Here is a 26,165-nt window from a genome sequence, read left to right as displayed (position 1 = left end):
GATTCTCCTCAAACCCTCTCGTACAACCTTCCAGGATGCTGGATGACGAGCCCCGACAGTTCGAGCTCCACCAGGGCGCTCGAGAGCGCCGCGGGCGAGAGCCGGCTTCCGGCCAGCACCTCGTCGAATGACCTGGGAACCCTATCCAACACCTGGTAGGCCCCCCTCGCTTCCGCCGAGAGCTCATCCCACGACGAGCCCTCTCCTGGCGGAACCATCCGTTCGGGGTGGTGCCCCACGGCCCGCCAGACTTCATGAACGGAGAGGCAGGCCCGGGCGAGTCCGTCCCGGATGAGCGCGTTGCACCCGGCCGCCCCCTCGTTCATCACATCACCGGGCAGGGCCAGCACTGGCCGCCCCTGCGCACGTCCTGCTTCCGCCGTGTAGAGGCTGCCCGAAGCGGCCCCTGCCCGGAGGATCAACACCGCATCCGACGCGCCGGAGATGAGCCGGTTGCGCCGGGGAAAAGTCGTCGTGCTCGCCCGGACCCCGGGCGGCAGCTCACTGAAGAACACGCCTCCCCGGGTGAGGAAGTGCGGCAGCAGCTTCGCCTGGGCCGGGTCCAGTTCGTCCAGCGCCGAGCCGAGGAAGGCCCACGTCTCCCCCTCCGCGTCCAACGCCCCCCAGTGGCAGGCCCTGTCCACCCCGGCGGCGGCTCCGGACACCACGCCCACCCCACCCTCCGCCACCTGCCGGGCGAAGGCCCGCGCGAAGGGAAGGAAACCCTGGTCCGGGTGCCGGCTGCCCACCATGGCCACCCGGCGGCGCGGAGGTCCCACGTGCCCCCGGTAGAAGAGGAGCGGGGGCGCGTCATCCGCCTCGGCCAGGCGCGCGGGATAGGCCGGCTCGCCCTGGAAGGCGATCCCCATGGCCACCGCCGCACAGCGCTCCAGGACATGGTCGGCCAGAGGACCCAGCTCGGACACCTCCGCGAGCCGCCGGCGCACGGGCGTGGGCAGGGGGGCTTCCATCAGCCACTCCCGCACCGGGCAGGCAACCAGGCGAGCGAGGTCTCCCCTGGCGAAGGCGCGCAGGCTCCCCAGGGTCCTCGGGCCCAACCCGGGGACTGCCCAGAGCGCCAGCAGCGCCCGCTGCTCCGCCGTGTACCTGTTGTCCGTCGTGACGTCCACCATACCCGACCCCCTCCTGGGCCCACCTATATAGAAGATGGGTCCGACGGGATGGGGGGCGGGACACATAAACACCCGACCGGCAGTGGTCAAGCGGCACGTCCCCTGCAGTAGGGAGCAGGCGAGCCGATCCAGGGGGTTACGTACCCTCTCCAGGGGGGCAGCCGGCGGTGTGTGCCCGGGCTGCTCAGCGCTGCGCGGTGGGCGACTGGCTGACTCGCATCACCGCGGCGTCCCCGGGCGACACCTCCTCGATGGAGGTCGTGAGGACGCAGTTGGAGGTACGCTCCTTCACCTCGGTGACGAGGCACAGGGCGATGTTCTCCGCGGGCAGCGGCTCCTCCTTCTTCTTCTTGCCGAACGATGGCGGCTCCAGCTTGAGCACCTGCGCGCGGGCGGGGTCGCCCTGGCGGGTGATGGTGAAGGTGTTGCCCACCTGGACGCCATCGGCGCTGCCCTTGTCGACCACCAGGAAGTGGTGCTCGGCGGTCAGGGTCAGGTAGGGCACGAGCGCGGTGATGACGTAGCCCTTGAGCTCCTTCTCGTTGCGCCGGGGCACCACCTGCTCCACGAGCCGCTCGCCGTACGGGCCCACCAGGTCTCCGCGCTGCACGGCATCCCACGTCTCGGTGACCTGCGCCTTGACGAAGTTGTCACCCAGCGCGACCACGCGCAGGGTGCCAACGAACTCGGTGAGGTGGCCCACGGGCTTGTGCGAGACGGGATGCTTCACCTCCTGCGCGGTGTGGAACACCACGTACTTGTCCCCGACCTTCGCGTCCGCCTTGCGCTTGAAGCGCACGTAGGCCACATCCGGGAAGGACAGCATCTCCGCCCCGGTGGCGGCGCCCTCGATGCGGCCCGCCTCGTCCAGTTCGCGCGAGGTGACGAAGCCCTGCGTCATCACCGTGCGCGACGCCTTGGGCTCGTAGGTGAGCTTGCCACTCACCGTCACCAGATCCCCACCGTTGATGGGGATCTCGGTGGACTCAGCGATCTCCCCGGGCTCGGCCACCATCTCCGCGGGCGCCGGACCGATGCCCGCCTCCACTCGCGAGGGAACCTCCTCACCCGCGGGGAAGAAGCGCACGTTGTTGCCGGGGTAGATCCAGTGCGGGTTGGCGATCTCCGGGTTGTAGGACCAGACCTTGGGCCAGTACCAGGGGCTGCCCAGGTAGCGCTGCGACAAGTCCCACAGCGTGTCGCCCTTCTCCACGGTGTGGACCTCGCCGGGAGCGGACTCACGGCCGCTCTGGCCCGGAGGGAGGGTGAACTTGCCGGTCTGACCGGGCGGCTGCTGCTGCTCGTCGACGACCTCGGAGCCCTCGGTCTCGTTGCCCGACTCGGGCTCCTGCTGGTCGTCCGCGTTCTGCGCCCACACCGCGGGCGGCGCGAGCACGGTGGCGAGAAGGAGCGAGGAGAGGATCCGCGAGCGCATCGGAGGACTTCCTTTCGGACTGCTAGTGCGAGAGGGACGCGAGCCGCTGTTCCGCCTGGCTGGCGGCGGCCGTCCCCGGGAACTGGGTGAGGATGCGGGTGTAGAGCGCCCGCGCGTCGTCTTTCTGGTCGAGCCGCAGCCGGCACTCGGCCAGCCGCAGCATTCCATCCAGCACGGCGTCACCGGCCGGATAGTTGTCGATGAGGCGCTCGAAGGTCTTCGCCGCGGAGGTGAAGTCCTTGAGCCCCATCTGCCCGAGCCCGCTGAAGTAGAGCGCGTTGTCGGCCCGGGGGTGGCGGGGATTGTCCTCGGCGAAGCGCAGCAGGCGCGTCACCCCGCCCTCCACGTTGCCGGTGCGCAGCGCGGCCACCGCCTGCTCGAACATCGCGTCCAGCACCGTGGTGTCCATCTGCTCCTTCGGCTCACTGTCGGCCGAGGCGGGGGCGCTGTCGCTCTCCGAGGCAGAGCTGATGAACATCTCCATGTCGTCGGGCGAGGGCTCGACGACGGCCACCCGGGTGGGCAGCGAAGGGGCGGGCTCGTTGCGCGGCTTGAGCTTCACCACCGTCAGGTCGGGCGTGGTGAATGCGGGCGCGGGCGCGGCGGCGGGCGCGGCGGAGGCGTCCCGGGCCGGTGCGGAAGCGCCACGGGCCTGGCTCACGCTGGCGTGCAGCTCCAAGCGCTCGAGGCGCTTCTCCAGGCGGGACTGGGTCTCGCGCATGGCGCGCACCTCGGCCTTCAGCTCCGCCAGCTCCGACGTGTTGGCGGAGCCGGTGGTGGCACAGGCGGACAGCGCGCACGAGGACGCGATGGCAAGCAGTCGGCGAATGATGCGGCGCTCCGGCACGAGCTTCGGGGATTCTTCAAGAGGATAGGAAGCACTGTCGGAGACCGTCAAGAAATCGGCCCGGAGGGCGATCAGAACCGGTTCACCACGAAATTGAGGTGACGGCCCGTGCGACCCGCGTCACGCCGGTGCGAGAAGAATCGGCTCGCATCACACGCGGTGCAGTGGGGAAGTACCTCCACGTGGGCCGCCTTCAGCCCCGCGCCCCGCAGCGTGTCACGCACCGCCCGTGAGAGATCCAACCGCACGTCCCCTCGCTCGCGGACCACCACCTCCGGCCCGAAGCGCGTGGTGAAGCGCTCGCCCAGGTCCTCGGAGACGACGTAGCAGCAGCGCTGGATGCAGGGGCCCACCGCCGCCAGCAACCGCTCGGGCTGCGAGCCCTTCGCCACCAGCGCCTCCACCGCCCGCGCCACGATGTGCGCGTCCGTTCCCCGCCACCCCGAGTGAACCGCCGCCACCCGCCGGCCCTCGGGGTCCACCAGCAGCACCGGCACGCAGTCCGCGGTCCCCACCGCCACCCAGTGCTCCGGCCGCTCCGTCCACAGCGCGTCCGCCTCCCCCTCGGGCAAGCGCAGAGCGCCCGTCCCCTCGCCTGCCCCCGCCTCCACCACCCGGTCCCCATGCACCTGCTTCACCGTGTGCAGCGCGTCCAGCGCCGCGCCCGCCGCCGCCGCCAGGCGCCGATGGTTCTCCTCCACCCGCTCTCGCAGGTCACCCACCGAAAAGCCCAGGTTGAGCGAGGCATAGGCCCCCTCGGACACGCCGCCAGCACGCGTGGCGAAGCCGTGGGGCACGGGGAGCAGGGAGGAGAGCACGAAGGACGGGATCGGGTCGGACATGAGCGGGCTCGACATCGAAACACACCACGCGGCGCGTCACGCCACAGGAACCTCGCGGGTATCAAATAATTTCTCGCGAAGTCCGTTTGACAGTGTGCGTTAGCCGATCCGACAATCCAAAAACCGTACATCTACAGGGGAATGACGGCACCGGGCCGGGGGCCCCTGCCTCCACGCACATATGGCATTGGGTCTCGACACCGTAGGCAGGAAGCTCCTGTGGAGCATCGCACTGCCCGGGCTGTTCGCGGCCCTGCTGGGCGTGGGCTACTTCTGGCGTGAGGCGCAGCAAGCGGCCCGGGACGCCACGCACGATGAGGCGATGGTGCTCGCGGAGTTCGTCGGCACCACCTTCCGGCTCCCTACTCCCGAGGGCATGCCTCCCCACACTCCCGTCGCCGAGCTCCTGCGCTCGGACGTGCGGATGTTGCGCGCCACGGCGGAGCTCAATGTGCTGTCGCCGGACGGCCGCATCCGCTGGTCCCCGCGCCCGGAGGACGTGGGCCGGCGTCACCCCGAGGCGGACCGCCTGACGGCCTCCAGCACCCAGTGGGCCCGCTCGGATACGCACTCCACGGAGGTGCTCCGTCCACTCGGGGAGAAGGCCTGCGAGGGCTGTCATGCGGGCGCCCAGGAGCGGCCCGTGGGCCTGCTGCACCTGCGCGTGGCCGAGCCGGAGGTGCACCGGGAGCTCGCCGATGCCCTCGGCGGTGCGCTGGTGGCGGTGCTGGTGCTGGGCAGCATGCTGATCGTCGCCACAGGGACCTCGCTGCACTTCTTCCTCACCCGTCCGCTGCGCCGGTTGACGGCCGCCATGCGCGGCGCCGAGGAGGGCGACTTCCTGGTGCGCGCCGAGGTGCACGGCACGGATGAGATCTCCCGGCTCGCCGCGGCCTTCAACGCCATGCTGGCGCGCATCACCTCCATGAAGGCCGAGGAGATCGACACCCACCGCGATCTCCAGGTGACGAAGTGGAAGCTGTCCCTCAAGGAGGAGTTGGAGGAGCGCATCGCCGAGCTGGCCCTGCTCTTCGACGTGGCACGCTCGGTCAACTCCACCATCGAGCTGTCCGAGCTGCTCTCGCGCGTCACCCAGCTGGTGCCCGAGCGGCTCCACATCCCGGACTTCTCCATCATGCTCCTCAACTCGGACGGGCTTCTGGAGGTCAAGAGCTCCTTCCCGGCGGATCCTCAGCACGAGGGGATGACGTTCCAGCTCGGCGAGGGCGCGGCCGGACGCGCGGCGGAGATGCAGCGCGTGGTGTACGTGCCGGACATCAAGGATCCCTCGAGCAGCTTCGCCCGGCACGGGCTGCCGCCGGGCAACGACAGCGGGGCGCTGCTGAGCATCCCCATGGTGCACACGGACTCGGTGCTGGGAGTGCTCAACTTCCGGCGCCCCGAGGTGGCCAGCTTCGCGCCCGAGGAACTCGAGCTGCTCACCGCGGTGGCCGATCAGGCCGCCACGGCGGTGAAGAACGCCATGCTCCACGCCGAGGCCGTGAAGCTCACCATGACGGACCCGCTCACCGGGGTGCCCAACCGCCGCCACCTCTTCGCGCGGCTGGAGCTGGAGGTGGCGCGCTCGCAGCGCTTCGGCACGCCGCTGTCCATCCTCATGGTGGACATCGACCACTTCAAGCGGCTCAACGACACCGCGGGCCACCGCGCCGGTGACGAGTCCCTGCGCCGGGTGTGCGACGTGCTCCGGGCCCGCGTGCGCAAGGTGGACACGCTCGCGCGCTACGGCGGCGAGGAGTTCATGCTGGTGCTGTCCAACGTGTCCAAGGAGGACGCCTACGAGGTGGCCGAGAAGCTGCGGCGCGCCGTGGTGGACGCACCCCAGCTCGCCGCTCCCACCCAGCCCTTCGGCCACATCACCGTCTCCATCGGAGTGGCCACCTACCCCCTCGACGCCAACACCCAGGACACCCTGGTGGACTGCGCCGACTCCGCCCTCTACGCCAGCAAGCGTGCCGGGCGGAACCGCGTCACCTCCTACGAGCCCGGCATGGAGCAGCACCCGGGCCGCGAGCGCGGACTCTCCCGCCCCAACGATCCCGCCTCGCCCAGCGTGGCCAAGGCCTGAAGCGCCCACGGGCTCCGGGCCGGAGACACGAAGGCCCGTGCCCGCTGCATGGGAGCGCGGACACGGGCCGGGAAACTCGCTCAGCCGAGGGCTACGGGATTTGCAGGGCGCGCAGGAAGCGTCCGCCGCCCGGCACCTCCACGCGCAGCAGCAGCGTGCTGCCCGAGCGCGCCTGGCGGATGATCTTCGCCAGCTCATCCGCGGTGTTCACCGGCTTGCGATCCACCTCCACCACCACCATGCCCGCCTCCAACTGGGCGCGCTCCGCCGGCGAGCCCGGCAGCACGTCCGTCACCAGCGCCCCTTGAGACGACCGCAGCCCCGTGCGCTCGACGAGCCGCTGATCCAGGTTGCTCAGCGAAACGCCCACGCGCGCCTTGGAGGACTGCTCGGCCTCGTCGCCGTCACGGCGAGGACGCACGCTCCGGCCCTCCAGGTCCGGCCGCGTCCCGAGCTGCACCTTCAGCGTCTGCCGCTTGCCGTCGCGGAAGACCTCCAGCGCGGAGGTGCTGCCCGGCTTCTTCAGCGCCACCGTCCGGGTGAGCTCTCCGCCCGAGCCCACCTTCTGCCCGTCGATGGCCACGATGACGTCATCCGCCTTCACGCCGCCCTTGCCCGCCGGGGAGTTGTCGTTCACCTGGGACACGATGGCGCCCTCGGTGACGGGCAGTTGCATCGCCTTGGCCAGCTCCCTCGTCAGGTCCTGGATGCCGATGCCCAGCCACGCACGCGTCACCGCGCCGTCCTTCTCCAGCTGCGGCAGGAGCGCCTTCACCAGGTTGCTCGGCACCGCGAAGCCGATGCCCGTGCCTCCACCCACGATGGCGGTATTGATGCCCACCACCTCGCCCTTCAGGTTGAAGAGCGGACCACCCGAGTTGCCCGGGTTGATGGCCGCATCCGTCTGGAGGAAGTCGTCGTAGGGGCCGGAGTGGATGTTGCGGGCACGCGCGGAGATGATGCCGCTGCTCACGCTGGAGGCCAGCCCGAACGGGTTTCCAATTGCCACCGCCCAGTCGCCCACGCGCAGCGCGTCCGAGTCTCCCAGCTTCACCGTGGGCAGGTTGTCCACCTTGCCCTTGATCCGGATGAGGGCCACGTCGGTGAGCGGATCCCTCCCGACGATCTCCGCGTCGAAGCTGCGCCCGTCATCCATCCGCACGAGGATGGACACCGCCCCCTCGACGACGTGGTTGTTGGTCAGCACCATGCCCTTGGGATCGATGATGAAGCCCGAGCCCGTGCCCTGACGGATGGGCTCGCGCCGTTGGCCTCGAGAGCCCATTCCGCCTCCGAAGAAGCGCTCCATGAGGGGGTTCTCCCCGTCCTCGGACATGGAGGACCGGGACTGCACGTCCACGTTGACGACGGCCCCCTTCACCGACTCCACCAGTGGGGCGAGCGAAGGCAACGCCTGCACTTCCCGGATGGCGGGCTGGAGGGGGGTCGCGGCTGGAGCCGCCGTCTGGGCGCGAGCCAGCATCGGCAGCGCGGCGAGAAGGGCACCAGCGAGGGCACTCCGCGGAGGGGTCAGTCGCTTGATCATGGTGTTTCCCAAATAAGACGGAAAGTCATCGAGGCAAGGCACACCCGCCCTGCCCGCTCGACTGGGAAACACTGTGCCAACCCTTCTCTTCCCGGGAACCGGAGCAAAGCAGAGGGTGTGGGAGCTACACCCTCAGGCTCAAGCCGGGCGGTAGACCCGGTAGTCGATCTCCGGGAAGAGGTTGTCCTTGCCCTCGACGTGGGTCAGCCAGCCCTCGTCGATGCTCCCGTCGCGGATCTGATCATGCAGACGCAGGAAGCGAAGGATGTGCTCCTTCGTGCGGCGCACGGCGTAATCCACCATGGTCCCCGTCTTCATGATGAAGGCCCAGTCCGAGGACTGTGCCAACAGGAGCTCCCGCGCGGCCTGATTGAGCGCCCGCCGCTGAAGCGTGGAGGCATCCGGGAAGTCCTTCACCAGGGCCACCATCTGGCGGGAGCAGTGGTGGAGGTGCCGGTAGATCCAATCATTGGAGCCGTCCAGCCACATGTTGGCGTAGCCGCCCGCGCCCCAGGAGCTCAGTGGCGGCGTGGCCACCTGGTTCTCCGGGTACTCGGCCAGGTCGTCCGAGGGTGCCACCAGCTGGAAGGTCTTCTGCTCGAAGGCCACCTTGCGGATGAGGGCGTCGAGGAACCACGGGCCCTCGAACCACCAGTGGCCATAGAGCTCGGCGTCGTAGGGCGCCACCACCACCGGCTTGCGGCCCCCCATCTTCCCCGAGAGCCACTCGAACTGCTTCTCGCGGTTGAAGAGGAAGTTGCCCGCGTGCGTCACCGCCCGCTCGCGCGCGACGTCCGGATCATAGGGCTGCTTCTCCTGTGTCTTGCCGGTGATCCGGTAGTACTTGAAGCCGGTGTTCTTGCGATCCCCCGTGGGCTGGATGAAGGGCCGGATGTAGTCCAGGTCCAGGTCCCAGCCGATGTCCCGGTAGAACTCGCGGTAGACGGGATCGCCCGGGTAGCCGTGCTCGGAGCTCCACACCTGCTGACTGCTCTCGGGATCTCTCGCGTACGCGGCCACGCCCGACTCCGTGAAGATGGGAGCGAACGGGCCGTGCAGCGGCCGGGGCGTGGCGTCCGTGAGGCCGTGGGTGTCCACGAAGAAGTAACGGATGCGCTCGGCCGCGAGGTACTTCTCCACCCCGGGGTAGTAGCCGCACTCGGCCAGCCAGATGCCCGGCGCGTCCCGGCCGAACGTGAGCCGATAGTGGTTGGCGGCCACGGTGATTTGAGCGCGCACCGCCTCGGGCGTCTGCTGCATCAGCGGCAGGAAGCCGTGCGTGGCGTTGCACGTGAGGATCTCCAGGTGCCCCGCGTCCTGGAGCCGACGGAAGGCGCCCACCAGGTCGCGCTTGTAGCGCTCGCGGAAGGCACCGCGCAGGGACTCGAAATGGTCCCGGTAGAAGTGCGCCAGCCGGTTGAAGACCGGATCGTTCCGGGTGCGGTGCACCTCGCGCGCTCCCAGCTCACAGAGCTGGTCCAGCTTGCGCGCGTAGCGGCCCATGAGCAGCTCGTCGCGCAGCATGCTGACGAGCGTGGGCGTGAGCGTCATCGTCACCCGGTAGGGCACGCCCTCCTCCGCCAGCCGATCGAAGACGAGCAGCAGCGGGAGGTACGTCTCGGAGATGGCCTCGTAGAGCCAGTCCTCCTCGAGGAAGTCCTCGTATTCGGGGTGACGGACGAACGGCAGGTGTGCGTGCAGGACGAGCGCGAGCGAGCCGATGCTCATGTCATCCCCCTAGCGGCCCTGCCCCGAGGACGAAGGACGCATCCACCAGGACTCCTGTTCGGAAGCCCCCGCCGGGCCATACGTCCAGACCCACTGCTCGGAGGACCCCGCGGGCCCTTGCGACCACGCCCACTGTTCCGAGGAGCCGGACGGACCCGCCGACCATGCCCACTGTTCCGAGGAGCCGGCTGGCCCCGCCGACCACGCCCACTGTTCCGAGGAGCCGCCGCCGCCAGGACCCCTCGCTCCCGCCCACTGCTCCGAGGATCCCTCGGCGCGACGGACATGCAGGTACTCCCGCGCGGGAGCACCCTCGCCTGGAGCCTCTCCGGGAACACCGGGCTCGATGCGCTCGCGCCGGCGCTCGGGGATGTCCTCGAAACCACCGCTGCCCGGCAGGGGCACGCGGCGCCAGGTGATGTACTCGCGCTCCTCGACGGGAGCGGTGCGGGTGGGCGCGGTGGACGCCACATTCTCCATGCTGGCGCCCTCGGTGGTGGCGACCGGCATGCGCAGGAAGCGCACCGAGGTGTCCGAGGACGGGCCCGTCGGCGGCAGGAAGACACGGTTGGAGGAGTGCCCGATACGGCGCGTGCGGCCGCTGGAGCCCACGAAGTGTGCCTCCACGCGGTACGGACGGCCGGGCGGCAGCCCGTGGATGTAGAAGCTGCGTGACTCGAGCGCCACGTCGATCACCCGTACCAGGACGTCGCTGTCGTCGTAGACGCGGAGCACGGCGCGCGGCGACTCCAGCCCATCCAGGGCGCGCTGCCGGACCTCGGCACCAAAGTCCCAGAGGAGGAAGAGCGTGTGCGGGTCGCGCGGCAGCAGCAGGACCGTGTCGTCCCCGTAGTCCTGCGGCAGATGGCCGAGCTGCTCGTCATAGTCCGGCGAGCCGAGCGTCTCGCGGGGCCGGCGGCGCTGCGACTCGGTGAGGTGGTGGCGCCAGGCCTCCTCCTCGCCCGCCATGCGCGCCACGAAGAACCCCTCCACCAGGGGCTCCGCGGCGTGCTGTGCCGTATGGGAGAGCTCCGCGGACTCGGGGGGCTCGGGCGGGTCCTTCCTCGGGCTCACGATGGGATTGCCCACGGTGGGCTCGTCGTCGCTCGACGGCCGGCCAGACTTGGGCTTGGGCGGAAAGTTGACCACCTCCGCGGGCTTCGGCGGGTGGTAGACCGGAGTCTTCTCGTCGTCCTCGTCTTCCTCGGGCTGGGAACTCTCGGGAACGAGGGGCTTCCTCGGACGCTCCTCGGGCTTCTCGGTGCGCGAGGCCGCGGAGACGGCGGCGGGGGCCTTGCGCGACCCCCTCCGGGCTGTCTCGTCGCCCTCCGCCTCCCGCGGCTGCTGGAGGCCCGCGAGCTTCGCGAGTCCCGGCACCCGCTTCACGAGAGCGGCGAGCAGGTCCTTCTTGGTCTTGAGCTTGCTATGCCCGCGCCCCAGATGCTTGCGCGCGAGCTCCCGTAGGTACTCCACCGTAACGCTCTTGAGGTCGGCCATAGGCGGGTATCGGCTTAGGTCCTCGGGGCCTTGGGGGTCAACGAGCGATTTCACTTCTGTTCGTGGCCATACCTCGCCAGCCGCCAGGGGCGGTGACAAGGCGGGAGCTGACTTTGTATCCTTCGGGCCGCCTTGAGCGACCTGCCCAGACTCCTGCTGTGCAGCTTCGATGTCATCCCCGGCCCGTCTGGCTCGTCGCGGCGGGTGACGGAGTATTTGAAGGCATTGCCCGATCGGTTCTCCGTGGTGGTGCTCTCCGTCAAGACGCCGGACCACTCGCACATCGAGAAGTACGAGGGGGCACGGCTGCTCCGGGTGCCGGTGGGCTCGGGCGACCTGGCCTCGCGCATCCAGGCCTTCGAGCGCGCCGTGCGCCGGCAGATGGAGAGCGAGGAGTACGCGCTCGTCCACTTCACCGACCCCTTCGGCGGCTACGCCCTGTGCGAGCTCAAGGGCGACTACGGCTACCGCCTCGTCTACGAGGCCCAGGGCTTCCCCTCCCAGGAGCTGCGCTACACGCACCCGCAGCTCGAGGGGGACAAGAAGTTCCTCTCCAAGGTCCGGCGCCAGGAGCTGTTCTGCCTGATGAACGCGGACCTGGTCGTCACCGGCTCGGACACGACGAAGACCTTCATCCAGTCGCTGGGCGTGGCCCAGGAGTCGGTGCGCGTGGTGCGCGCGCCGGTGGACCTGGGGCCCTACGTGCCCGATGCGCTCGGCGTCCCGGATGGCTCGCCCATGCGGCTGATGTACCTGGGCAGCCAGGTGGCGTGGCAGGGACTGACCGGGCTGCTGCGGGGACTCGCACTGGCCGTGAAGCAGGTGGATGTGCGGCTCACACTCGTGGGCGCACGCCACCCGGACTGGCAGCCCCACCTGGAGGACCTCGTCTCGGAGCTGGGCCTCAAGCAGCACGTCGAGTTCCAGCCCCCCGTGAGCCATGACGACCTGGTCAAGGTGCTCACGCTCGCGGACGTGGGCGTGCTGCCGCTCGATGACGTGGACCGCAACCGCGTCCAGGGCGGCGCGCTCGCCAAGGTGTCCGAGTACCTCGCCGCGGGCCGTCCGGTGCTCGCCTCCGACCTGCCCGTGGCCCGCGAGCTCGTCCCCGCCTCGGCCGGCGTCTTCTATCCGCCGGGTGACGCGCAGGCGCTCGCGGAGCGCATCATCGAGCTGGCGCGCGACGTGCCGCGGCGTGTCGCGCTGGGGAAGCAGGCCCGGGCGCTCGCGGAGCAATGGCTCGATGCCGGCCTCATCCGCGGGCAGTTGCTGGACATCTATGATGGCCTGCTCGGGAAGCGTTCGGTCCCGGCGTCCGGGAGCTCCTCCGAGAGCGAGCTCAACCCGACGATGATGACGGGCACGCCCACCAACCGCGTCCTCGCGTTCGAGGGCACGGTGAGCGCGGGCGAGCCGGAGTCCAACTCCCCGCCGCCCGGCGAGAAACCGCCCAAGGCCGCCGAAGCCGAGGCCGTCCCGGACACGGATCCAGGACAGGGCGGCCCCGTGAGCGAGGAGCCACCGCTCGTCGTCGGCCGCGCGCTGCGTGAGGAGGGCTTCGACAACCGGCTCATCAAGACCGAGCCGGACGTCGCTCGGCCCGACGGGCCCCCCGTGGTGATGGGGCTCCCCCTGCGTGATCCTCCGTCCTCGAGCTCGGACCACGCGCTGACCGAGCAGGAAGCGCGGCCCGGCGGGCCTCCCGTGGTGATGGGGCTCCCCCTGCGCTCCCCTCCCGCCGCGCCTCCTCCTATTCCGCCCCGCCCGAGCATGACCACCCGGGCGGTGTCCACCGAGAGCCGCCAGGCCCCGGCGCCCGAGCCCGCACCGGCACGGCCTCCCGCGCTTCCTTCCCGGCCCGTTTCCCGCCCGGCGGAGCCTCCCGTGCTCCAGCCCGTGGACGATCCGCCCCGTCCGTCGCGCCCATCCCTCTCCATTCCCCCGCTACCCCCGCGAGCCCGGCCCTCCAGCGGCACGCGTCCCGCCGCCCCACCGGTGCTCATGCCGGTGGAAGCCCCCGCCTCCCCTCCCCCGCCGGCGCGCGCTCCCGCCAAAACCGACGAGCCCGAGGAGATCTCCGAAGCCGAGGCCGAGGAGGTTCATGAGGTAGACTCTTCTCCGACACCTACCGATGCACACCCACTGGAGGAGCCGGAGGAGATCAGCAGCGAGGAGATCCACGAGGCCGAGACGCCGGAGACGCCGCCCCGGGAGCCGCCCGAGTCCCGGCTGAACCCGTGGTTCGCCCAGCTGGCCCACGGCTACTGCCCTCCCGAGGGGACACAGTTCGCCCGGCACACACCTCCCACCACCATGCCCGGCCGCGACGACGACCCGGTTCCGCCACCTGCCTCCAAGGCCCAGGACGCCTCCCGCGGCAAACCCTCATAACCCGAGAGTGTCCGGAACTCGTGGGGCTGGCGGCCGAGCTCGGCATGGAAACTTTCCAAGCCGCGTCACGCATGCCTAGGATGTGCCGGTTTTCATTGCACTTTTCCTGGGTCAAAGGACTGCATGGAGCGCCGGGTCCTCATCGTCGAAAGCCAGAACGACTTCGCCCTCAGCATGGCCACCGTGCTCAAGGGCGCGGGTTATCACACGGCCATGGCGGCCAACGCCGCTGACGCACAGCGTGAGATGGAGAAGCGTCGGCCGGATCTCATCGTGGTCCGGGCCGAGCTGCCGGATCAGTCCGGCTTCACCCTCTGCGGGCAGATCAAGAAGGGCAAGTGGGGGCAGAACCTCAAGGTTCTGCTGCTCTCCTCGGACACGGGTGTGGAGGGGCTCAACCAGCACCGCCAGACACCGGGTGCCGCGGACGGCTACCTCATCATCCCCTTCGAAATGGGCGAGCTCGCCTCCATGAGCGTCGGCATCCTGCCGCCCGGCGACGAGCCGGCGCAGGACACGGCGCCTCGTGACGGTGCGCCGGCCATGCCGCCTCCGTTGAAGGGCGCACCGGGCCCCGCGGGTGCACCTCCCCGACTGCCCAAGCGCGAGCGCCGCAGCGCCATCACCGAGGAGGATCGCTCCTTCCTCGAGCGCGCCTTCCAGTCCATCGCGGACCGCAAGGCCGAGCTGCTCGCCGAGTCCCGTCAGCTCAAGCGCCCGCCCCCGCGGCGCGACATGATGGGCACGCCGGAGGGCAAGGTCCAACTGCTTCGCGACGAGCTCAAGACGCGCGAGTCGCAGATCGCCCGCCTGTCGGAGATCTGGAACGTCCGCGAGCGCGAGCTGGTCTCCGTCGAGGACCGGCTCCACGAGAAGGACGTGGAGCTGCAGGGCCTGAAGATGCAGGTGGACGACCTGCTGCGGCGCTTCAACGAGGCCCAGCAGGCGACGCTGCAGAAGGAGCGCGAGCACGGCGCGACCGTGGACGACCTGCTCCTGCAGAAGTTCTCCGCCGAGAAGGATCTCATCGAGGTGGTGGCCTCCAAGGAGAAGGACATCAACGTCCTTCGCCGCGAGGTGTCCAACCGCGATGACGAGCTGTCACGCCGCGCCGGCGAGCTGGAGCACGCCCGCGACGAGTACGACAAGCTCGAGAAGCAGCTGAACATCCTGACGCTCGAGTTCGAGGTCAAGGAGCAGAAGCTCACCGAGACGGTGCAGGCCCACGAGGCCGAGCTGGGCCGCCGCGCGCAGCGCATCGAAGGCCTGGAGGGCGAGCTCGCCCGCACCATCAGCGAGCGCGACCAGCGCTACTCCGAGCTGACCGGGGAGATCCAGGCGCTCCAGGAGCGGCTGGCCCAGACCGAGCAGGAGCGCGACACCACCGTGCGCGCCCTGGAAGAGCGTGCCCTCGCGGCCGAGGACCATGGCGCCCGCGCGGACGCGGAGATCCTCCGCATCACCGAGGAGCGCAACGCGCTCGAGGCGCGGCTCAACGAGCAGATCGCCGGTCTGGAGTCGGACCTGGCCCGCATGACGGGCGAGCGCGACCAGCTCCAGCAGGACAAGGACGCGCTGGAGAGCGATCTCACCCAGCGGCTCGAGGAGCGCGACGCGAAGGTCGCCACGCTCGAGCGCGAGCTGCAAGAGACCATCGCCCGCAACGAGCACCACGAGGCGGAGCTCAACGCCAACATCCAGCAGCAGATGGAGCGCATCGGCGAGCTGGAGGGCGAGGTCGAGGCCGTCAAGGCTCACCTGGCCGAGCGCGAGACCGAGCTGACCGGCGAGGTCGAAGCGCTCACCCAGTCCCGCGACGAGCTGCAGGCGGCCAAGGACGCCATGGAGGCCGATCTCAACGGCCAGATCCAGGCGCTCCAGGAGGCCGTCGCCGACCGCGACACGAACATCGCGAACCTGCGCGGCGAGCTCGAGGCCACCTCCCAGACGCTCACCGAGACGCAGAGCACCCTCTCCCAGACCGAGGAGACGCTCGCCACCACCCGCGGCGAGCTGGACGCCACCTCCCAGACGCTCGCCGAGACGCAGAACGTCCTCTCCGAGACGCAGGCCGTCCTCGCCGACACCCAGGGCCGCCTCTCCGCCACCGAGGAGACGCTCGCCACCACCCGCGGCGAGCTCGAGGCCACCACCCAGACGCTCTCCGAGACGCAGGCCACCCTCGCCGACACCCAGGGCCGCCTCTCCGCCACCGAGGAGACGCTCGCCACCACCCGCGGCGAGCTGGACGCCACCTCCCAGACGCTGGCCCAGACCCAGAACCAGCTGGCCCAGACCGAGGAGACGCTCGCCACCACCCGTGGCGAGCTCGAGGCCACCACCCAGACGCTCGGCGAGACGCAGAACACCCTCGCCGACACCCAGGCCGTCCTCGCCGACACCCAAGGCCGCCTCTCGGCCACCGAGGAGTCCCTCTCCAGCACCCGCGGCGAGCTGGACGCCACCTCGCAGACGCTCTCCGAGACCCAGGCCGTCCTCGCCGACACCCAGGGCCGCCTCTCCGCCACCGAGGAGTCCCTCGCCAGCACCCGCGGCGAGCTGGATGCCACCTCGCAAACGCTCGCGGAGACCCAGGCCACCCTCGCCGACACCCAGGGCCGTCTGGCCGCGACCGAGGAGACCCTCGCCGCCACCGTCCAGGAGCGCACCGACCGCGAGAACGACCTGGCCGCCGCCAACGCGGAGATCACCCGCGTCAGCGGTGTCCTCCAGGAGACCGAGGCCCTCAAGACCGCCATGGAGGAGGAGCTCTCCGAGCAACTCGGCCAGGTGCGCAACGAGCTGGCCGAGACGCAGGGGAACCTCGCCGCCACGCGCGAGGCGCTCGCCGGCGAGCAGGCCTCCCACGCGCAGACGCAGCAGCAGTACGCCGCCATCCAGGCGGACCTGGAGGCCCAACTCTCCCAGGCGCGCGACCAGAGCCAGGAGCTCGAGGAGCAGCTCTTCCTCACCAAGCAGGAGCTGGGCAGCCGCGTCGCCGAGGTCACCCAGCTCGGCTCGCAGCTCGCGCACTCCGAGGAGGAGCACCACACCCTCGAGGAGCGCTTCAACACGCTCACCGCGGAGTCGCAGCGCCGCATCGAGTTCCTGGAGAAGGACGCCGCCAACAAGCAGCAGGAGCTGGCGGACACCCTCGGCAAGCTCACCGGCGTGACGCAGGAGAAGGAGCGTCAGCGCGAGACCCTCTCCCGCGAGGTGGCCGCCAGGAACGAGCAGCTCAAGCAGCTCGATGCCCGCCGCCAGCAGGAGGCGGAGCAGGCCAAGCGCAACATCGACGAGCTCAACCGGCAGGCCGCCGCCCTCAACGGCGAGCTGGACAACGCGCGCAAGCACATCGCCGCGCGTGACGAACAGCTCCGCGCCGCGGGCAACAGCCAGGCGAAGCTCCAGTCCGATCGCGACGGGCTCACCGCCCAGCTCGCCGAGTTCCAGGCCCAGATGCAGGCCTTCCAGCAGGCCCAGGCCCAGGAGCGCGCCGAGGCGAAGCGTGCCGCGGACGAGCTCGCCGCGAAGCTGTCCCGCGCCGAGGCCCGTGCCGCCCAGCTCACCCAGGAGGGTCAGACCCGCGCCGCCGAGGCCGATGCCAAGGTCAAGGAGGCCCAGACCCAGCTCACCGCCCGGGCGAAGAAGATCCAGGAACTGGAGCTCGCGGTGGAGAACGCCGCCGGCGCCAAGGCCCGCGTGGAGAAGGACTTCACCGCGAAGCTGACGGCCGCCGACGCCAAGGCCAACGAGGCCGCGACGAAGCTGGCCGCCGCCCTCAAGGAGCGCAAGGAGCTGGAGGCCCGTCAGCAGAAGGAGCTCGAGGAGCTGGCCTCCCGTCAGAAGGCGGAGCTGGAGCGCCGCGATGCCCTGAAGGCCCAGGAGATCACCCGCCTGCAGCAGTCGGTGCAGGAGAAGAGCAAGGCGCTCAAGGTCGCCGAGCTGGAGCTGGCCCGCTTCAAGACGAAGTCGCCCGCCTCCGGCTCGACTCCGGCCGCGAAGGCCGCCGCGAAGGCTCCGGTGGAGGAAGACGACAGCGTGCTCACCACGCAGGTCAACACCATCGCGCCCGCCGCTCCGACCCGCACCGCCCGTCCCGCCGCCAAGGGCAGCAGCGCGGCGAAGCGGCCCGCCGCTCCTCCTCCCGCCGAGGAGGTCTCCGATCGCACCGTGGTCATGCAGATCCCCGCCGCGGCGCCGGCCCCCGCCTCGGATGAGGCCGACTGGACCTCGCTCGTGGACGAGCTGGACAAGTAGTGTGGTTTCCCGGCCGCGCGTGGCCTCGATGCCGCGCGCGGCCGTGCCTCAAATTGGGCTCACGAACGCTTCGCTGGGGGCCAGGTGTCTCGCGGCCTACAGCGCGGCGCGTGCCTGACGGACCAGATCCTTGAGCTCGACGGAGGCGAGGACGTCCCAGAAGGACACCGGGGTGCCGCTCGTCCGGGCCTGCACCTGGGCCAGGCGCCAGCGCTCCCACATGGTCCGGGTGGAGATGTAGGCCAGCAGCAGCACGAAGGCCCCTGGAATCAGGGCCACCGCCACCACCAACATCATCCGCACCCACCAAGACATGACTGCCGCCTCCGAGAACCGAACGCGCGGCTTCATTGCATGTTGTGTGCCTACGAAGAGGAAAATATTTCCCAAGTCGTTCCGGCTACTTGGAGAGTAAGCAACCGGCGGTGCGTGTGGAAAAGGGCAGCAGGTCTGGCATTTTTGCCGCAGTGGCCTGAAAACCCTTCGGTTAAGTTGAGGAGCGTGAACACCCCCTCCCCTTCGACCCAAGCGCACATCCTGACCAGCGTGGAGGACGCGGAGACGCGCCTCGAGCAGGTGGGCTACCTGGTCTCGCCGGAGATCGCGACCGCGAGCTTCCTGGCGGACCGGTTGGAGAAACCCATCCTGGTGGAGGGCCCGGCGGGCGTGGGCAAGACGGAGCTGGCCAAGGCCCTGGCGCAGGCGCTGGGCCGGGAGTTCATCCGCCTGCAGTGCTACGAGGGCCTGGACGAGGCGAAGGCCCTCTACGAGTGGGAGTACGCCAAGCAGCTGCTCTACACCCAGCTGTTGAAGGACAAGATTGGCGAGACGGTGCAGGGAGCGGGGACGCTGAGCGAGGCGGCGGACCGGCTGGCGGCCAGCGACGCGGTGTTCTTCTCGGAGCGCTTCCTGCTGCCCAGGCCGGTGCTCAAGGCGCTGCTGTCGCCCCGGCCGGCGCTGCTGCTGGTGGATGAGATCGACAAGGCGGATCCGGAGTTCGAGGCCTTCCTGCTGGAGGTGCTGTCGGACAACGCGGTGACGATTCCGGAGCTGGGGACGTTCAAGGCGAAGCACGTGCCGCGGGTGGTGCTGACGTCGAACAACGCGCGGGAGCTGTCGGACGCGCTCAAGCGGCGGTGCCTGCACCTGCACATCGACTTCCCGGACCGCGAGCGGGAGCTGCGGATCATCCGCAAGCGGCTGCCGGACGTGTCGAGGACGTTGGCGGAGCAGGTGGTGGAGGCGGTGGCGGCGATCCGGAAGCTGGACCTGAAGAAGGCGCCCTCCATCAGCGAGACGCTGGACTGGGTGCAGAGCCTGGCGCTGCTGAACGCGGAGACGCTGTCGGCGGACCTGGTGGCCGCGACGTTGAACCTGGTGCTGAAGCACGAGGGAGACATCGAGAAGGCGAAGAGCAACCTCGCGCAGATCGCACAGGCATGACCTGAACCGGGGAGGCCAGGCATGACCTGGACCGAGGAGACGCTGAGAGCGCAGGGCTTCGAGAACCCGAAACGGGCGGCTCAGGAGCTCTCGGGGCTGTCGGCGGCACTCGGCGCCCCCGCCGCCGAGCGGATTCACGAGGCCGCCAGGCGGACCCCGGAGCCGGATGAGCTCATCGCGGCCTTCGATCGGAGCCGGGAAGGGCTCCAGGGACTGCCCGAGCCCACCCTCTCCCGGCTGCTGGACTGGCTCCCGGCGGTCTTCCTCGCGAGCACCTTCGCGCCGCGCCTGCTGGCCACTCGTCCCGGCCTGCCACGGTGGCTGGCGGGCTCGAGAACCCTGACCCGGGAGAAGTCCCGGGAGCACTACCGCCGCGAGGCCCTGGCGGCCACCCGCCACCTGGCTCCAACGGACACAGAGGGCCTGCAACGCCGTCTGCGCCGCTACAAGTACCGCGAGTTCCTGCGCCTCATGGTCCGCGACGCGACCCTGCGAGCGCCCATGGCGGAGCTGGGCCGCGAGCAGACCGCGCTGGCGGAAGCCCTCATCGGAGCCGCGCTCGCCTGGGCGGAGCGCTCGCTCCAGACGAAGTACGGCACGCCGGAGACGCCGGGCTTCTGCATCCTCGGCATGGGGAAGCTGGGCGGAGAGGACCTCAACTTCAGCTCGGACGTGGACCTCATCTACCTGTACCGGGCGGACGGGCACACCACGGGAGGCACGGCGGGAAGCCTCCCCACCGTGCAGTACTACACGCGGCTGGGCGAGGCGGTGACGCAGGCGCTCACGAAGGTGACGGCGGAGGGCTTCTGCTACCGGGTGGACCTGAACCTGCGCCCGCAGGGGCGCTCGGGGGCGATGGTCCTCTCACTGCCGGCGTCGCTGGCGTACTACGAGTCCTTCGGGCGCATGTGGGAGCGGGCGGCGCTCATCAAGGCGCGGGCGGTGGCGGGAGACGCGACGCTCGCGGACGAGCTGCTGAGCGAGCTGGGACCCTTCATCTGGCGGCGGAGCCTGGACCTGTCGGCGGTGGACGGTCTGCGCGACCTGAAGGCGCAGATCGACATGCGCGGCAAGGCGAGCACGGATGACGTGAAGCTGGGCCCCGGGGGAATCCGCGAGGTGGAGTTCTTCGTCAACGCGCTCCAGCTCCTGCAGGGAGGCAAGGATCCCACGCTGCGCGAGCCGAGGACGATGCGGGCGCTGCGCAAGCTGGAGCGGGCGGGCTTCGTCTCGGGGCCGGACGCGGACGCGCTGGAGGAGGCGTACGTCTTCCTGCGGCGGGTGGAGAACCGGCTGCAGATGCTGGAGGAGCGGCAGACCCAGGCGCTGCCCACGGGCGAGCGCGAGCGCCGCCGGCTGGCCTCGTCCCTGGGCTACCCCGGCTGGGACACCTTCCGCGCCGAGCTGGAGCGGCACCGGCGCTTCGTGCTGGAAGCCTTCAGCACGCTGCTGGGCCAGACGGCGCGGGGCGAAATCCCCGACGAGCCCCTGCTGGCGCTCGCGCTGGACCCGGACCTGCCGCTGGAGGCGCGCCGGGAGGCACTGGGCCAGAGAGGCTTCGAGGACTCGGAGCGGGCGCTGGCCGAGCTGGAGCGGCTGGCCCGGGTGCCCCACTCCCCGTTCATGGATGGGGGCTCGGGGGTGAAGGCGGTGCGGCTGCTCTCGGAGCTGGCGCAGACGCCGGATCCAACCCAGGCGCTGCTGCACTTCTCGGACTTCCTCGCGCGGCTGCACCAACCCGAGGGGTACCTGGGGCTGCTGACGAGCATGCCTCGGGCGAGCCGCCGCCTCTTCAACCTCTTCGGGCAGAGCGACTACCTGTCGCGCATCTTCCTGCGGCACCCGGAGCTGCTGGACGCACTGGTGCAGGCGCAGCTCGACGAGGCGATGAAGTCCCCCGAGCGCATCCGGCAGGAGCTGGGAGCGCGGTTGGGCCGGCACGCGGACGCGGAGGACAAGCACTCGGCGATGCCGCGCTTCAAGAACGAGGAGGTGCTGCGCATCGGGCTCAACGACATTGGAGGCGACCTCTCGGTGCAGGAGGTGGCGCGGCAGCTCACGGCGGTGGCGGACGCCGTCCTCGACGAGTGCCTCTTCCTGTCGCTGGAGGAGCAGCGCGAGCGCTACGGCCTGCCTCTGGGCTCGAGCGGACAGCGCGAGGGGCTCGTGGTCATCGCCATGGGCAAGCTGGGCGGGTACGAGCTGGGCTACCACTCGGACCTGGACCTCATCTTCGTCTACAGCGGCAACGGCCAGGCGGAGACGAGCGGAGGCAGCCGGGGCGTCATCACCCACCACGAGTACTTCGCCAAGACGGTGCAACGGTTGATGACGCTGCTCCAGGTGCAGCTGCGCGAGGGCCACCTCTACAAGATCGACGCGAGGCTGAGGCCCTCGGGGAACCAGGGAGCACTGGTGGTGAGCCAGGACGCCTTCCGCGAGCACCACCAGAAGCGCGCGCAGCTCTGGGAGCGCCAGGCGCTCATCAAGGCCCGGCCCGCGGCGGGGGACGCCTCGCGCTTCCGAGCCCTGCGAGACGAGGTGCTCACCCCGCTCGTCTACGAGCGCCCCCTTCCCCTGGACGCGGCGGCGGAGATCGACCGGTTGCGCACGCGCATGGAGCGCGAGCTGGCCCAGGAGAACGCACAACAGCTCAACCCGAAGCTGGGCCAGGGCGGGCTGGTGGACGTGGAGTTCACCGTGCAGTACCTGCAACTGCTGCACGGCCGGGACGCCCCCCGGGTGCGGAGCACCAACACGCTGATGGCGCTGGAGGGGCTCCAGACCGAGGGCCGCCTCTCCCCCGAGGACGCCGAGGTACTGCGCGAGGGCTACCTCTTCCTGCGGCGGGTGGAGAACCGGCTGCGGCTCATCCACGCCAGCTCCCTGGCGCACATGCCCACCAGTGGCCGGCCCCTGGCGCAGCTCGCGCGCCGCCTGGGAGTCCTGGGCCAAGACCCGGGAGAAACGTTCCTCGCCCGCTATCGAGCCTGCGCCGCGGGCGTACGGGACGTGTATGCTCGAATCCTTCGTGCCCCGCGCAGCGCCTGAGTCCTTCCGCCCGTGCTCCTGAAGCAACGCTTTCAAATCCTCCGGCCGCTCGAAGAGATGGAGATGGCCCTGGTGCGCGCGGCGCTCGACTCGCCCTCGCTGCTGGACACCCGCGAGGAGGCCGTGCTGCGCACCGCCCTGTCGCTGGCTCGCCTCTACAAGGTCCGCCACGAAGGCCATGACTACGCGGTGGATGCCTGGACCACCCCCTTCCGCGAGGACGTGTCGCGCAGGCTCGGCCCGGTGCTGCTCGGCAAGCGCCGCATCACCCGGGATCAGCTCGTGCCGCACGTGCGAGACCTGCGCGCTCCGGTGCTCAAGCTGCGCGACGAGCTCGTCCACCGCCTGCACGGGCTCGTCCCCGAGGAGGTGCTCCACCGCGAGCTGCAACACAAATCGCTGGTGGTGGTGGCCGGCGGAGGCGGCGGCACGGCCTACGTGTACATGGGCGTGATGAGCCTGCTGGACGAGCATGGCCTGAAGCCGTCCCTGCTCGCGGGCACGTCCATGGGCGCCATCCTGATGCTGATGCGCTCGAGGATGGCGCGCTTCGACGAGGGCGAGGTGGTGAACATCATCCGCACCCTCTCCTGGCGGAAGCTCTTCCGGTTCATCTCCACGGAGAACCGCTATGGGCTGCCCGCGGCGATGCGGCTCTTCCTGCGCTCGGGCCTGGGCCGCTACTTCAACGCGGGGCCGGGCTCGCAGCCGGAGGCGGGCCTCCAGCTCAAGGACCTGCCGGTGCCGATGATCATCGCGGTGGGCGGCATCCGCCGGGGCATGCTGCCCAGGCCGCTCGAGTATTACGAGCGCCTGCTGGGCACCAGCCCCGTGAGCCTGCTGAGCCCCACGGGCGTGGCGCGCCGCATCCAGGCGGTGATGGGCACGCTGGCCGAGTTCTTCACCCGTCCGGAAATCATGGTGAAGCTCCACCTGGGCCTGGACGACACGACGGCCCGCTTCGACGCGATCGACGCGGCGGGCTTCTCCTCGGCGCTGCCCGGCGTCATCCACTACGACGTGCTGCGCGACGACGCGCACATGCGCGGCCTGCTCGACGGGCTGATGGAGGAGAAGGGCATCTTCCGGCTGATGGACGGAGGGCTGGTGGACAACCTCCCCGTGAAGGCGGCCTGGAAGGCCGTGCACCACGGCAACATCGGCACGCGCAACGCCTTCGTCCTCGCGCTCGACGGCTTCGCGCCCCGGCTCAGCACCCCCTTCTGGCTGCCCCTGCAGCGGCTCGCGGCCATGACGGTGGCGCCCAACCTCACCTACGCCCATCTGGTGAAGCGCTTCGGCCCCACCCTCTCGCCCCTCGAGCTCGTCCCCTCCGTGCAACTGGCCACCAAGGCCATGCACTTCGGCCGCAAGCAACTCACCCCCGAAATGCCCTTCCTCACGCGGATGCTCTCCCCACTTCCGCACCTCGGGTGAACGGAACGCTTTGAATTCAAAAAACCTCCTGGGAGAATAGGGCTCGCGGTTTCACCCCTTCCTGACAGAGAGGCCCCATCCATGAGCTCGACCTCCTCCAACGTCGTGCGTTCCGACCAGATCTGGCTCGATGGCAGGTTGGTGAAATGGGAGGACGGCCACGTGCCCGTCATGACCCACGCCCTGCACTACGGGCTGGGGGTCTTCGAGGGCATCCGCGCCTACCGCACCCATGACGGCCGGCTGGCGGTTTTCCGCCTGCGTGAGCACATCGAACGACTGTTCGATTCGGCCCACATCTGCATGATGAAGCTCCCCTTCACGCCCGAGCAGCTCATCGACGCGTGCCTGGAGCTGCTCCGGGCGCAGCGGGAGCAGTTCGCCAACGGGGCCTACCTGCGCCCCATCGCCTTCATGGGAGACGGCGCCATGGGCCTGGGCGCCATCAACCCCACGCGCGTGGCCATCACCGCCTGGGACTGGGGCGCCTACCTCGGGGACAAGGGCATCCGCGAGGGCATCCGCGCCAAGGTGAGCTCCTTCACCCGCATGCACGTCAACGTGAACATGGTGCGCGGGAAGATCTCCGGCCAGTACGTCAACTCCATCCTCGCCAAGCGCGAGGCGGTGCTCGCCGGCTACGACGAGGCCATCCTCCTGGACATCAGCGGCTTCGTCGCCGAGGCCTCCGGCGAGAACATCTTCCTCGTCAACAAGAAGGGCGTCATCAAGACCCCGCCCCTGTCCTCGCCCATCCTCGACGGCATCACCCGCGACACGGTGCTCCGGCTCCTGCGCGACTCCGGCCGCACGGTGGATGAGGTCACCGTCACCCGCGACGCCCTCTACATCGCCAACGAGGTCTTCTTCACCGGCACCGCCGCGGAGATCACCCCCGTGCGCGAGGTGGACAACCGCACCGTGGGCTCCGGCAAGCCCGGCCTCATCACCCAGTACGTGCAAGAGACATACTTCCGCACCGTCCGGGGCCAGGAGCCGCGTTACGCCGAGTGGCTCACCTACGTCTGACCCCCGGGCGGCCAGGGGCTCGGAGGACGTACCCGAAGTGGGGGCGGATCGGCTAGAAGTAGAGTCCGATGCGCCCCGAGTACGACGCCGTCCCGCCCAATCCCTTCAATCTCGAGAACCCCGCCATCCTGGACATCGCTCCGCCGGAGCCGAAGTCGCTGGAGGAGACGGGGCTCAAGATTGGCCTGCTGTCGGACATCGCCCTGCGCTACCTGTACTACCAGGGCACGGGCACGGGCATGGACATCGCCCAGGAGCTGCGGCTGCCCTGGCCCGGCGTCATGGAGCAGGTGGTGGACTTCCTCGCCGCCGAAAAGCTCGTGGACCTGCGGGGCGGCAAGGGCTTCGGACGCGCCTCGGTGGACTTCATCCTCACGGAGAAGGGCCGCGAGTACACGCGCGGCGCCATCGAGCGCAGCACCTATGTGGGCCCCGCCCCCGTGCCCATCGAGCAGTACAACGCCCTCATCACCGCGCAGACCGAGGAGAGCCCCGTCATCAGCCGCGAGGACCTGGTGATGGGCCTGGCGCACCTCACCGTCAACGCGGACCTGATGGACAAGCTGGGGCCGGCGGTGAACTCGGGCCGCTCGCTCTTCCTCTACGGGCCTCCCGGCAACGGCAAGACGAGCCTCGCCGAGGCCATCAGCCGCATGTTCGGCGGCGAGGTCTTCATCCCCCACTGTCTGGAGATCGACAACCAGATCATCAAGGTCTTCGACGCGCTCAACCACATCCCGGTCAAGCTCGAGTCCGAGCGCGACGCCGCGGGCCGGCGGGCCACCCTCGAGATGGACAACCGCTGGCAGCTGTGCCGGCGCCCGGCCGTGGTGGTGGGTGGCGAGCTGACGCTCGAGACGTTGGATCTCATCTACTCGCCCACCGCGCGCTTCTACGAGGCCCCGTTCCAGGTGAAGGCCAACGGCGGGATGCTCCTCATCGACGACTTCGGCCGCCAGAAGGTCCACCCGACGGATCTGCTCAACCGGTGGATCGTCCCCCTGGAGAAGCGCGTCGACTTCCTCACCCTGCACACGGGCAAGAAGTTCGAGATTCCCTTCGATCAGCTGCTCGTCTTCTCCACCAACCTGGACCCCAAGGAGCTGGTGGACGAGGCCTTCCTGCGGCGCATCAAGTACAAGATCGAGGTGAACAACCCCGACGAGGAGACCTACCGGGAGATCTTCTCCCGCGTGTGCGAGGCGGCGGGCATCCCCTACGTGGACCAGGCCGTCACCTACCTCATCGAGCACTACTACAAGCCGCGGAGCATGCAGATGCGTGCCTGCCACCCGCGTGACCTGGTGCAGCTCATCAAGGACGCGGCGCGCTACCGGCAGATTCCCCCGGCGCTCTCCAAGGATCTGCTCGACCAGGCGTGCGAGGTCTTCCTGGTCAGCCTATGACACAAGTAGCGTTTTAATTGTCCTAAAC

The 26,165-nt window shown here is 69.8% G+C and carries 16 protein-coding genes; 8 read left to right on the top strand and 8 right to left on the bottom strand.

Features of this window, described 5'->3' with window-relative positions; translation table 11 throughout:
* Positions 1 to 8: 8 nt before the first annotated feature.
* The 4 genes from DAT35_RS40230 to pgeF all read right to left on the bottom strand — a co-directional run bounded on the left by DAT35_RS40230 (position 9) and on the right by pgeF (position 4,257).
* Positions 9 to 1,133: a DNA-processing protein DprA gene (locus DAT35_RS40230; protein ID WP_108074596.1), complete on the bottom strand. Its 1,125-nt coding sequence runs from the start codon at positions 1,131 to 1,133 to the stop codon at positions 9 to 11.
* Positions 1,134 to 1,317: 184 nt separating this feature from the next.
* Positions 1,318 to 2,568 (bottom strand): LysM peptidoglycan-binding domain-containing protein, encoded by a 1,251-nt coding sequence (locus tag DAT35_RS40225; protein WP_108074595.1) that lies wholly within the window; start codon positions 2,566 to 2,568, stop codon positions 1,318 to 1,320.
* 22 nt (positions 2,569 to 2,590) lie between these two features.
* Positions 2,591 to 3,415 carry a tol-pal system YbgF family protein gene (locus DAT35_RS40220; RefSeq protein ID WP_108074594.1) on the bottom strand — a complete coding sequence of 275 codons (825 nt, stop codon included), beginning with the start codon at positions 3,413 to 3,415 and terminating at the stop codon, positions 2,591 to 2,593.
* Between the two features lie 71 nt (positions 3,416 to 3,486).
* Positions 3,487 to 4,257, bottom strand: coding sequence for a peptidoglycan editing factor PgeF (gene pgeF, locus DAT35_RS40215; RefSeq protein ID WP_108074593.1), 771 nt, complete (start codon positions 4,255 to 4,257; stop codon positions 3,487 to 3,489).
* A 181-nt stretch (positions 4,258 to 4,438) separates the two neighbouring features.
* Here pgeF and DAT35_RS40210 point away from each other — a divergent pair, with 181 nt between their 5' ends.
* Positions 4,439 to 6,346, top strand: a complete 1,908-nt coding sequence (locus tag DAT35_RS40210; RefSeq protein WP_108074592.1) for a diguanylate cyclase — start codon at positions 4,439 to 4,441, stop codon at positions 6,344 to 6,346.
* 91 nt (positions 6,347 to 6,437) lie between these two features.
* Here DAT35_RS40210 and DAT35_RS40205 read toward each other — a convergent pair whose 3' ends face one another.
* The 3 genes from DAT35_RS40205 to DAT35_RS40195 all read right to left on the bottom strand — a co-directional run bounded on the left by DAT35_RS40205 (position 6,438) and on the right by DAT35_RS40195 (position 11,117).
* Positions 6,438 to 7,892, bottom strand: coding sequence for a trypsin-like peptidase domain-containing protein (locus tag DAT35_RS40205; RefSeq protein ID WP_108074591.1), 1,455 nt, complete (start codon positions 7,890 to 7,892; stop codon positions 6,438 to 6,440).
* A 138-nt stretch (positions 7,893 to 8,030) separates the two neighbouring features.
* Positions 8,031 to 9,620, bottom strand: a complete 1,590-nt coding sequence (locus DAT35_RS40200) for a glycoside hydrolase family 57 protein (RefSeq protein ID WP_108074590.1) — start codon at positions 9,618 to 9,620, stop codon at positions 8,031 to 8,033.
* Between the two features lie 9 nt (positions 9,621 to 9,629).
* Positions 9,630 to 11,117 carry a DUF4912 domain-containing protein gene (locus DAT35_RS40195; protein WP_108074589.1) on the bottom strand — a complete coding sequence of 496 codons (1,488 nt, stop codon included), beginning with the start codon at positions 11,115 to 11,117 and terminating at the stop codon, positions 9,630 to 9,632.
* A 132-nt stretch (positions 11,118 to 11,249) separates the two neighbouring features.
* Between DAT35_RS40195 and DAT35_RS40190 the strand changes: the two genes are divergently transcribed.
* Both DAT35_RS40190 and DAT35_RS40185 read left to right on the top strand, forming a co-directional pair.
* Positions 11,250 to 13,508 carry a glycosyltransferase family 4 protein gene (locus tag DAT35_RS40190; RefSeq protein ID WP_108074588.1) on the top strand — a complete coding sequence of 753 codons (2,259 nt, stop codon included), beginning with the start codon at positions 11,250 to 11,252 and terminating at the stop codon, positions 13,506 to 13,508.
* Positions 13,509 to 13,631: 123 nt separating this feature from the next.
* On the top strand, positions 13,632 to 17,768 hold the full coding sequence (locus DAT35_RS40185) for a response regulator (RefSeq protein WP_108074587.1): 4,137 nt from the start codon (positions 13,632 to 13,634) through the stop codon (positions 17,766 to 17,768).
* Between the two features lie 96 nt (positions 17,769 to 17,864).
* On the opposite strand, the gene DAT35_RS40180 is transcribed toward DAT35_RS40185, so the two are convergent.
* Complete coding sequence (locus DAT35_RS40180; RefSeq protein WP_108074586.1) at positions 17,865 to 18,083, bottom strand: hypothetical protein; 219 nt, start codon at positions 18,081 to 18,083, stop codon at positions 17,865 to 17,867.
* Positions 18,084 to 18,269: 186 nt separating this feature from the next.
* On the opposite strand from DAT35_RS40180, the gene DAT35_RS40175 reads away from it, so the two are divergent.
* The 5 genes from DAT35_RS40175 to DAT35_RS40155 all read left to right on the top strand — a co-directional run bounded on the left by DAT35_RS40175 (position 18,270) and on the right by DAT35_RS40155 (position 26,137).
* On the top strand, positions 18,270 to 19,211 hold the full coding sequence (locus tag DAT35_RS40175; RefSeq protein ID WP_108074585.1) for a MoxR family ATPase: 942 nt from the start codon (positions 18,270 to 18,272) through the stop codon (positions 19,209 to 19,211).
* Between the two features lie 21 nt (positions 19,212 to 19,232).
* The gene (glnE, locus tag DAT35_RS40170) at positions 19,233 to 22,265 is read left to right on the top strand and encodes a bifunctional [glutamate--ammonia ligase]-adenylyl-L-tyrosine phosphorylase/[glutamate--ammonia-ligase] adenylyltransferase (RefSeq protein ID WP_108074584.1); all 3,033 of its coding nucleotides are present in this window, start codon (positions 19,233 to 19,235) and stop codon (positions 22,263 to 22,265) included.
* Between the two features lie 12 nt (positions 22,266 to 22,277).
* Complete coding sequence (locus DAT35_RS40165) at positions 22,278 to 23,702, top strand: patatin-like phospholipase family protein (RefSeq protein WP_233262002.1); 1,425 nt, start codon at positions 22,278 to 22,280, stop codon at positions 23,700 to 23,702.
* 81 nt (positions 23,703 to 23,783) lie between these two features.
* Complete coding sequence (locus tag DAT35_RS40160) at positions 23,784 to 24,731, top strand: branched-chain amino acid transaminase (protein ID WP_108074583.1); 948 nt, start codon at positions 23,784 to 23,786, stop codon at positions 24,729 to 24,731.
* A 68-nt stretch (positions 24,732 to 24,799) separates the two neighbouring features.
* Positions 24,800 to 26,137 carry an AAA family ATPase gene (locus DAT35_RS40155; protein ID WP_108074582.1) on the top strand — a complete coding sequence of 446 codons (1,338 nt, stop codon included), beginning with the start codon at positions 24,800 to 24,802 and terminating at the stop codon, positions 26,135 to 26,137.
* Positions 26,138 to 26,165 lie beyond the last annotated feature (28 nt).

The organism is Vitiosangium sp. GDMCC 1.1324 (genome assembly GCF_003044305.1).
GTDB lineage: Bacteria > Myxococcota > Myxococcia > Myxococcales > Myxococcaceae > Archangium.
Note: the sequence above shows the minus strand (reverse complement) of the source record. Positions and strands in the feature narration are given on the sequence as shown.

Excerpts from the sequence above, each read along its gene's own strand:
- DAT35_RS40230 (WP_108074596.1), bottom strand. The coding sequence starts at position 1,133 with ATGGTGGACGTCACGACGGACAACAGGTACACGGCGGAGCAGCGGGCG.
- DAT35_RS40225 (WP_108074595.1), bottom strand. The coding sequence starts at position 2,568 with ATGCGCTCGCGGATCCTCTCCTCGCTCCTTCTCGCCACCGTGCTCGCG.
- pgeF (WP_108074593.1), bottom strand. The coding sequence starts at position 4,257 with ATGTCCGACCCGATCCCGTCCTTCGTGCTCTCCTCCCTGCTCCCCGTG.
- DAT35_RS40210 (WP_108074592.1), top strand. The coding sequence starts at position 4,439 with ATGGCATTGGGTCTCGACACCGTAGGCAGGAAGCTCCTGTGGAGCATC.
- DAT35_RS40205 (WP_108074591.1), bottom strand. The coding sequence starts at position 7,892 with ATGATCAAGCGACTGACCCCTCCGCGGAGTGCCCTCGCTGGTGCCCTT.
- DAT35_RS40200 (WP_108074590.1), bottom strand. The coding sequence starts at position 9,620 with ATGAGCATCGGCTCGCTCGCGCTCGTCCTGCACGCACACCTGCCGTTC.
- DAT35_RS40195 (WP_108074589.1), bottom strand. The coding sequence starts at position 11,117 with ATGGCCGACCTCAAGAGCGTTACGGTGGAGTACCTACGGGAGCTCGCG.
- DAT35_RS40185 (WP_108074587.1), top strand. The coding sequence starts at position 13,632 with ATGGAGCGCCGGGTCCTCATCGTCGAAAGCCAGAACGACTTCGCCCTC.
- DAT35_RS40180 (WP_108074586.1), bottom strand. The coding sequence starts at position 18,083 with ATGTCTTGGTGGGTGCGGATGATGTTGGTGGTGGCGGTGGCCCTGATT.
- glnE (WP_108074584.1), top strand. The coding sequence starts at position 19,233 with ATGACCTGGACCGAGGAGACGCTGAGAGCGCAGGGCTTCGAGAACCCG.
- DAT35_RS40160 (WP_108074583.1), top strand. The coding sequence starts at position 23,784 with ATGAGCTCGACCTCCTCCAACGTCGTGCGTTCCGACCAGATCTGGCTC.
- DAT35_RS40155 (WP_108074582.1), top strand. The coding sequence starts at position 24,800 with ATGCGCCCCGAGTACGACGCCGTCCCGCCCAATCCCTTCAATCTCGAG.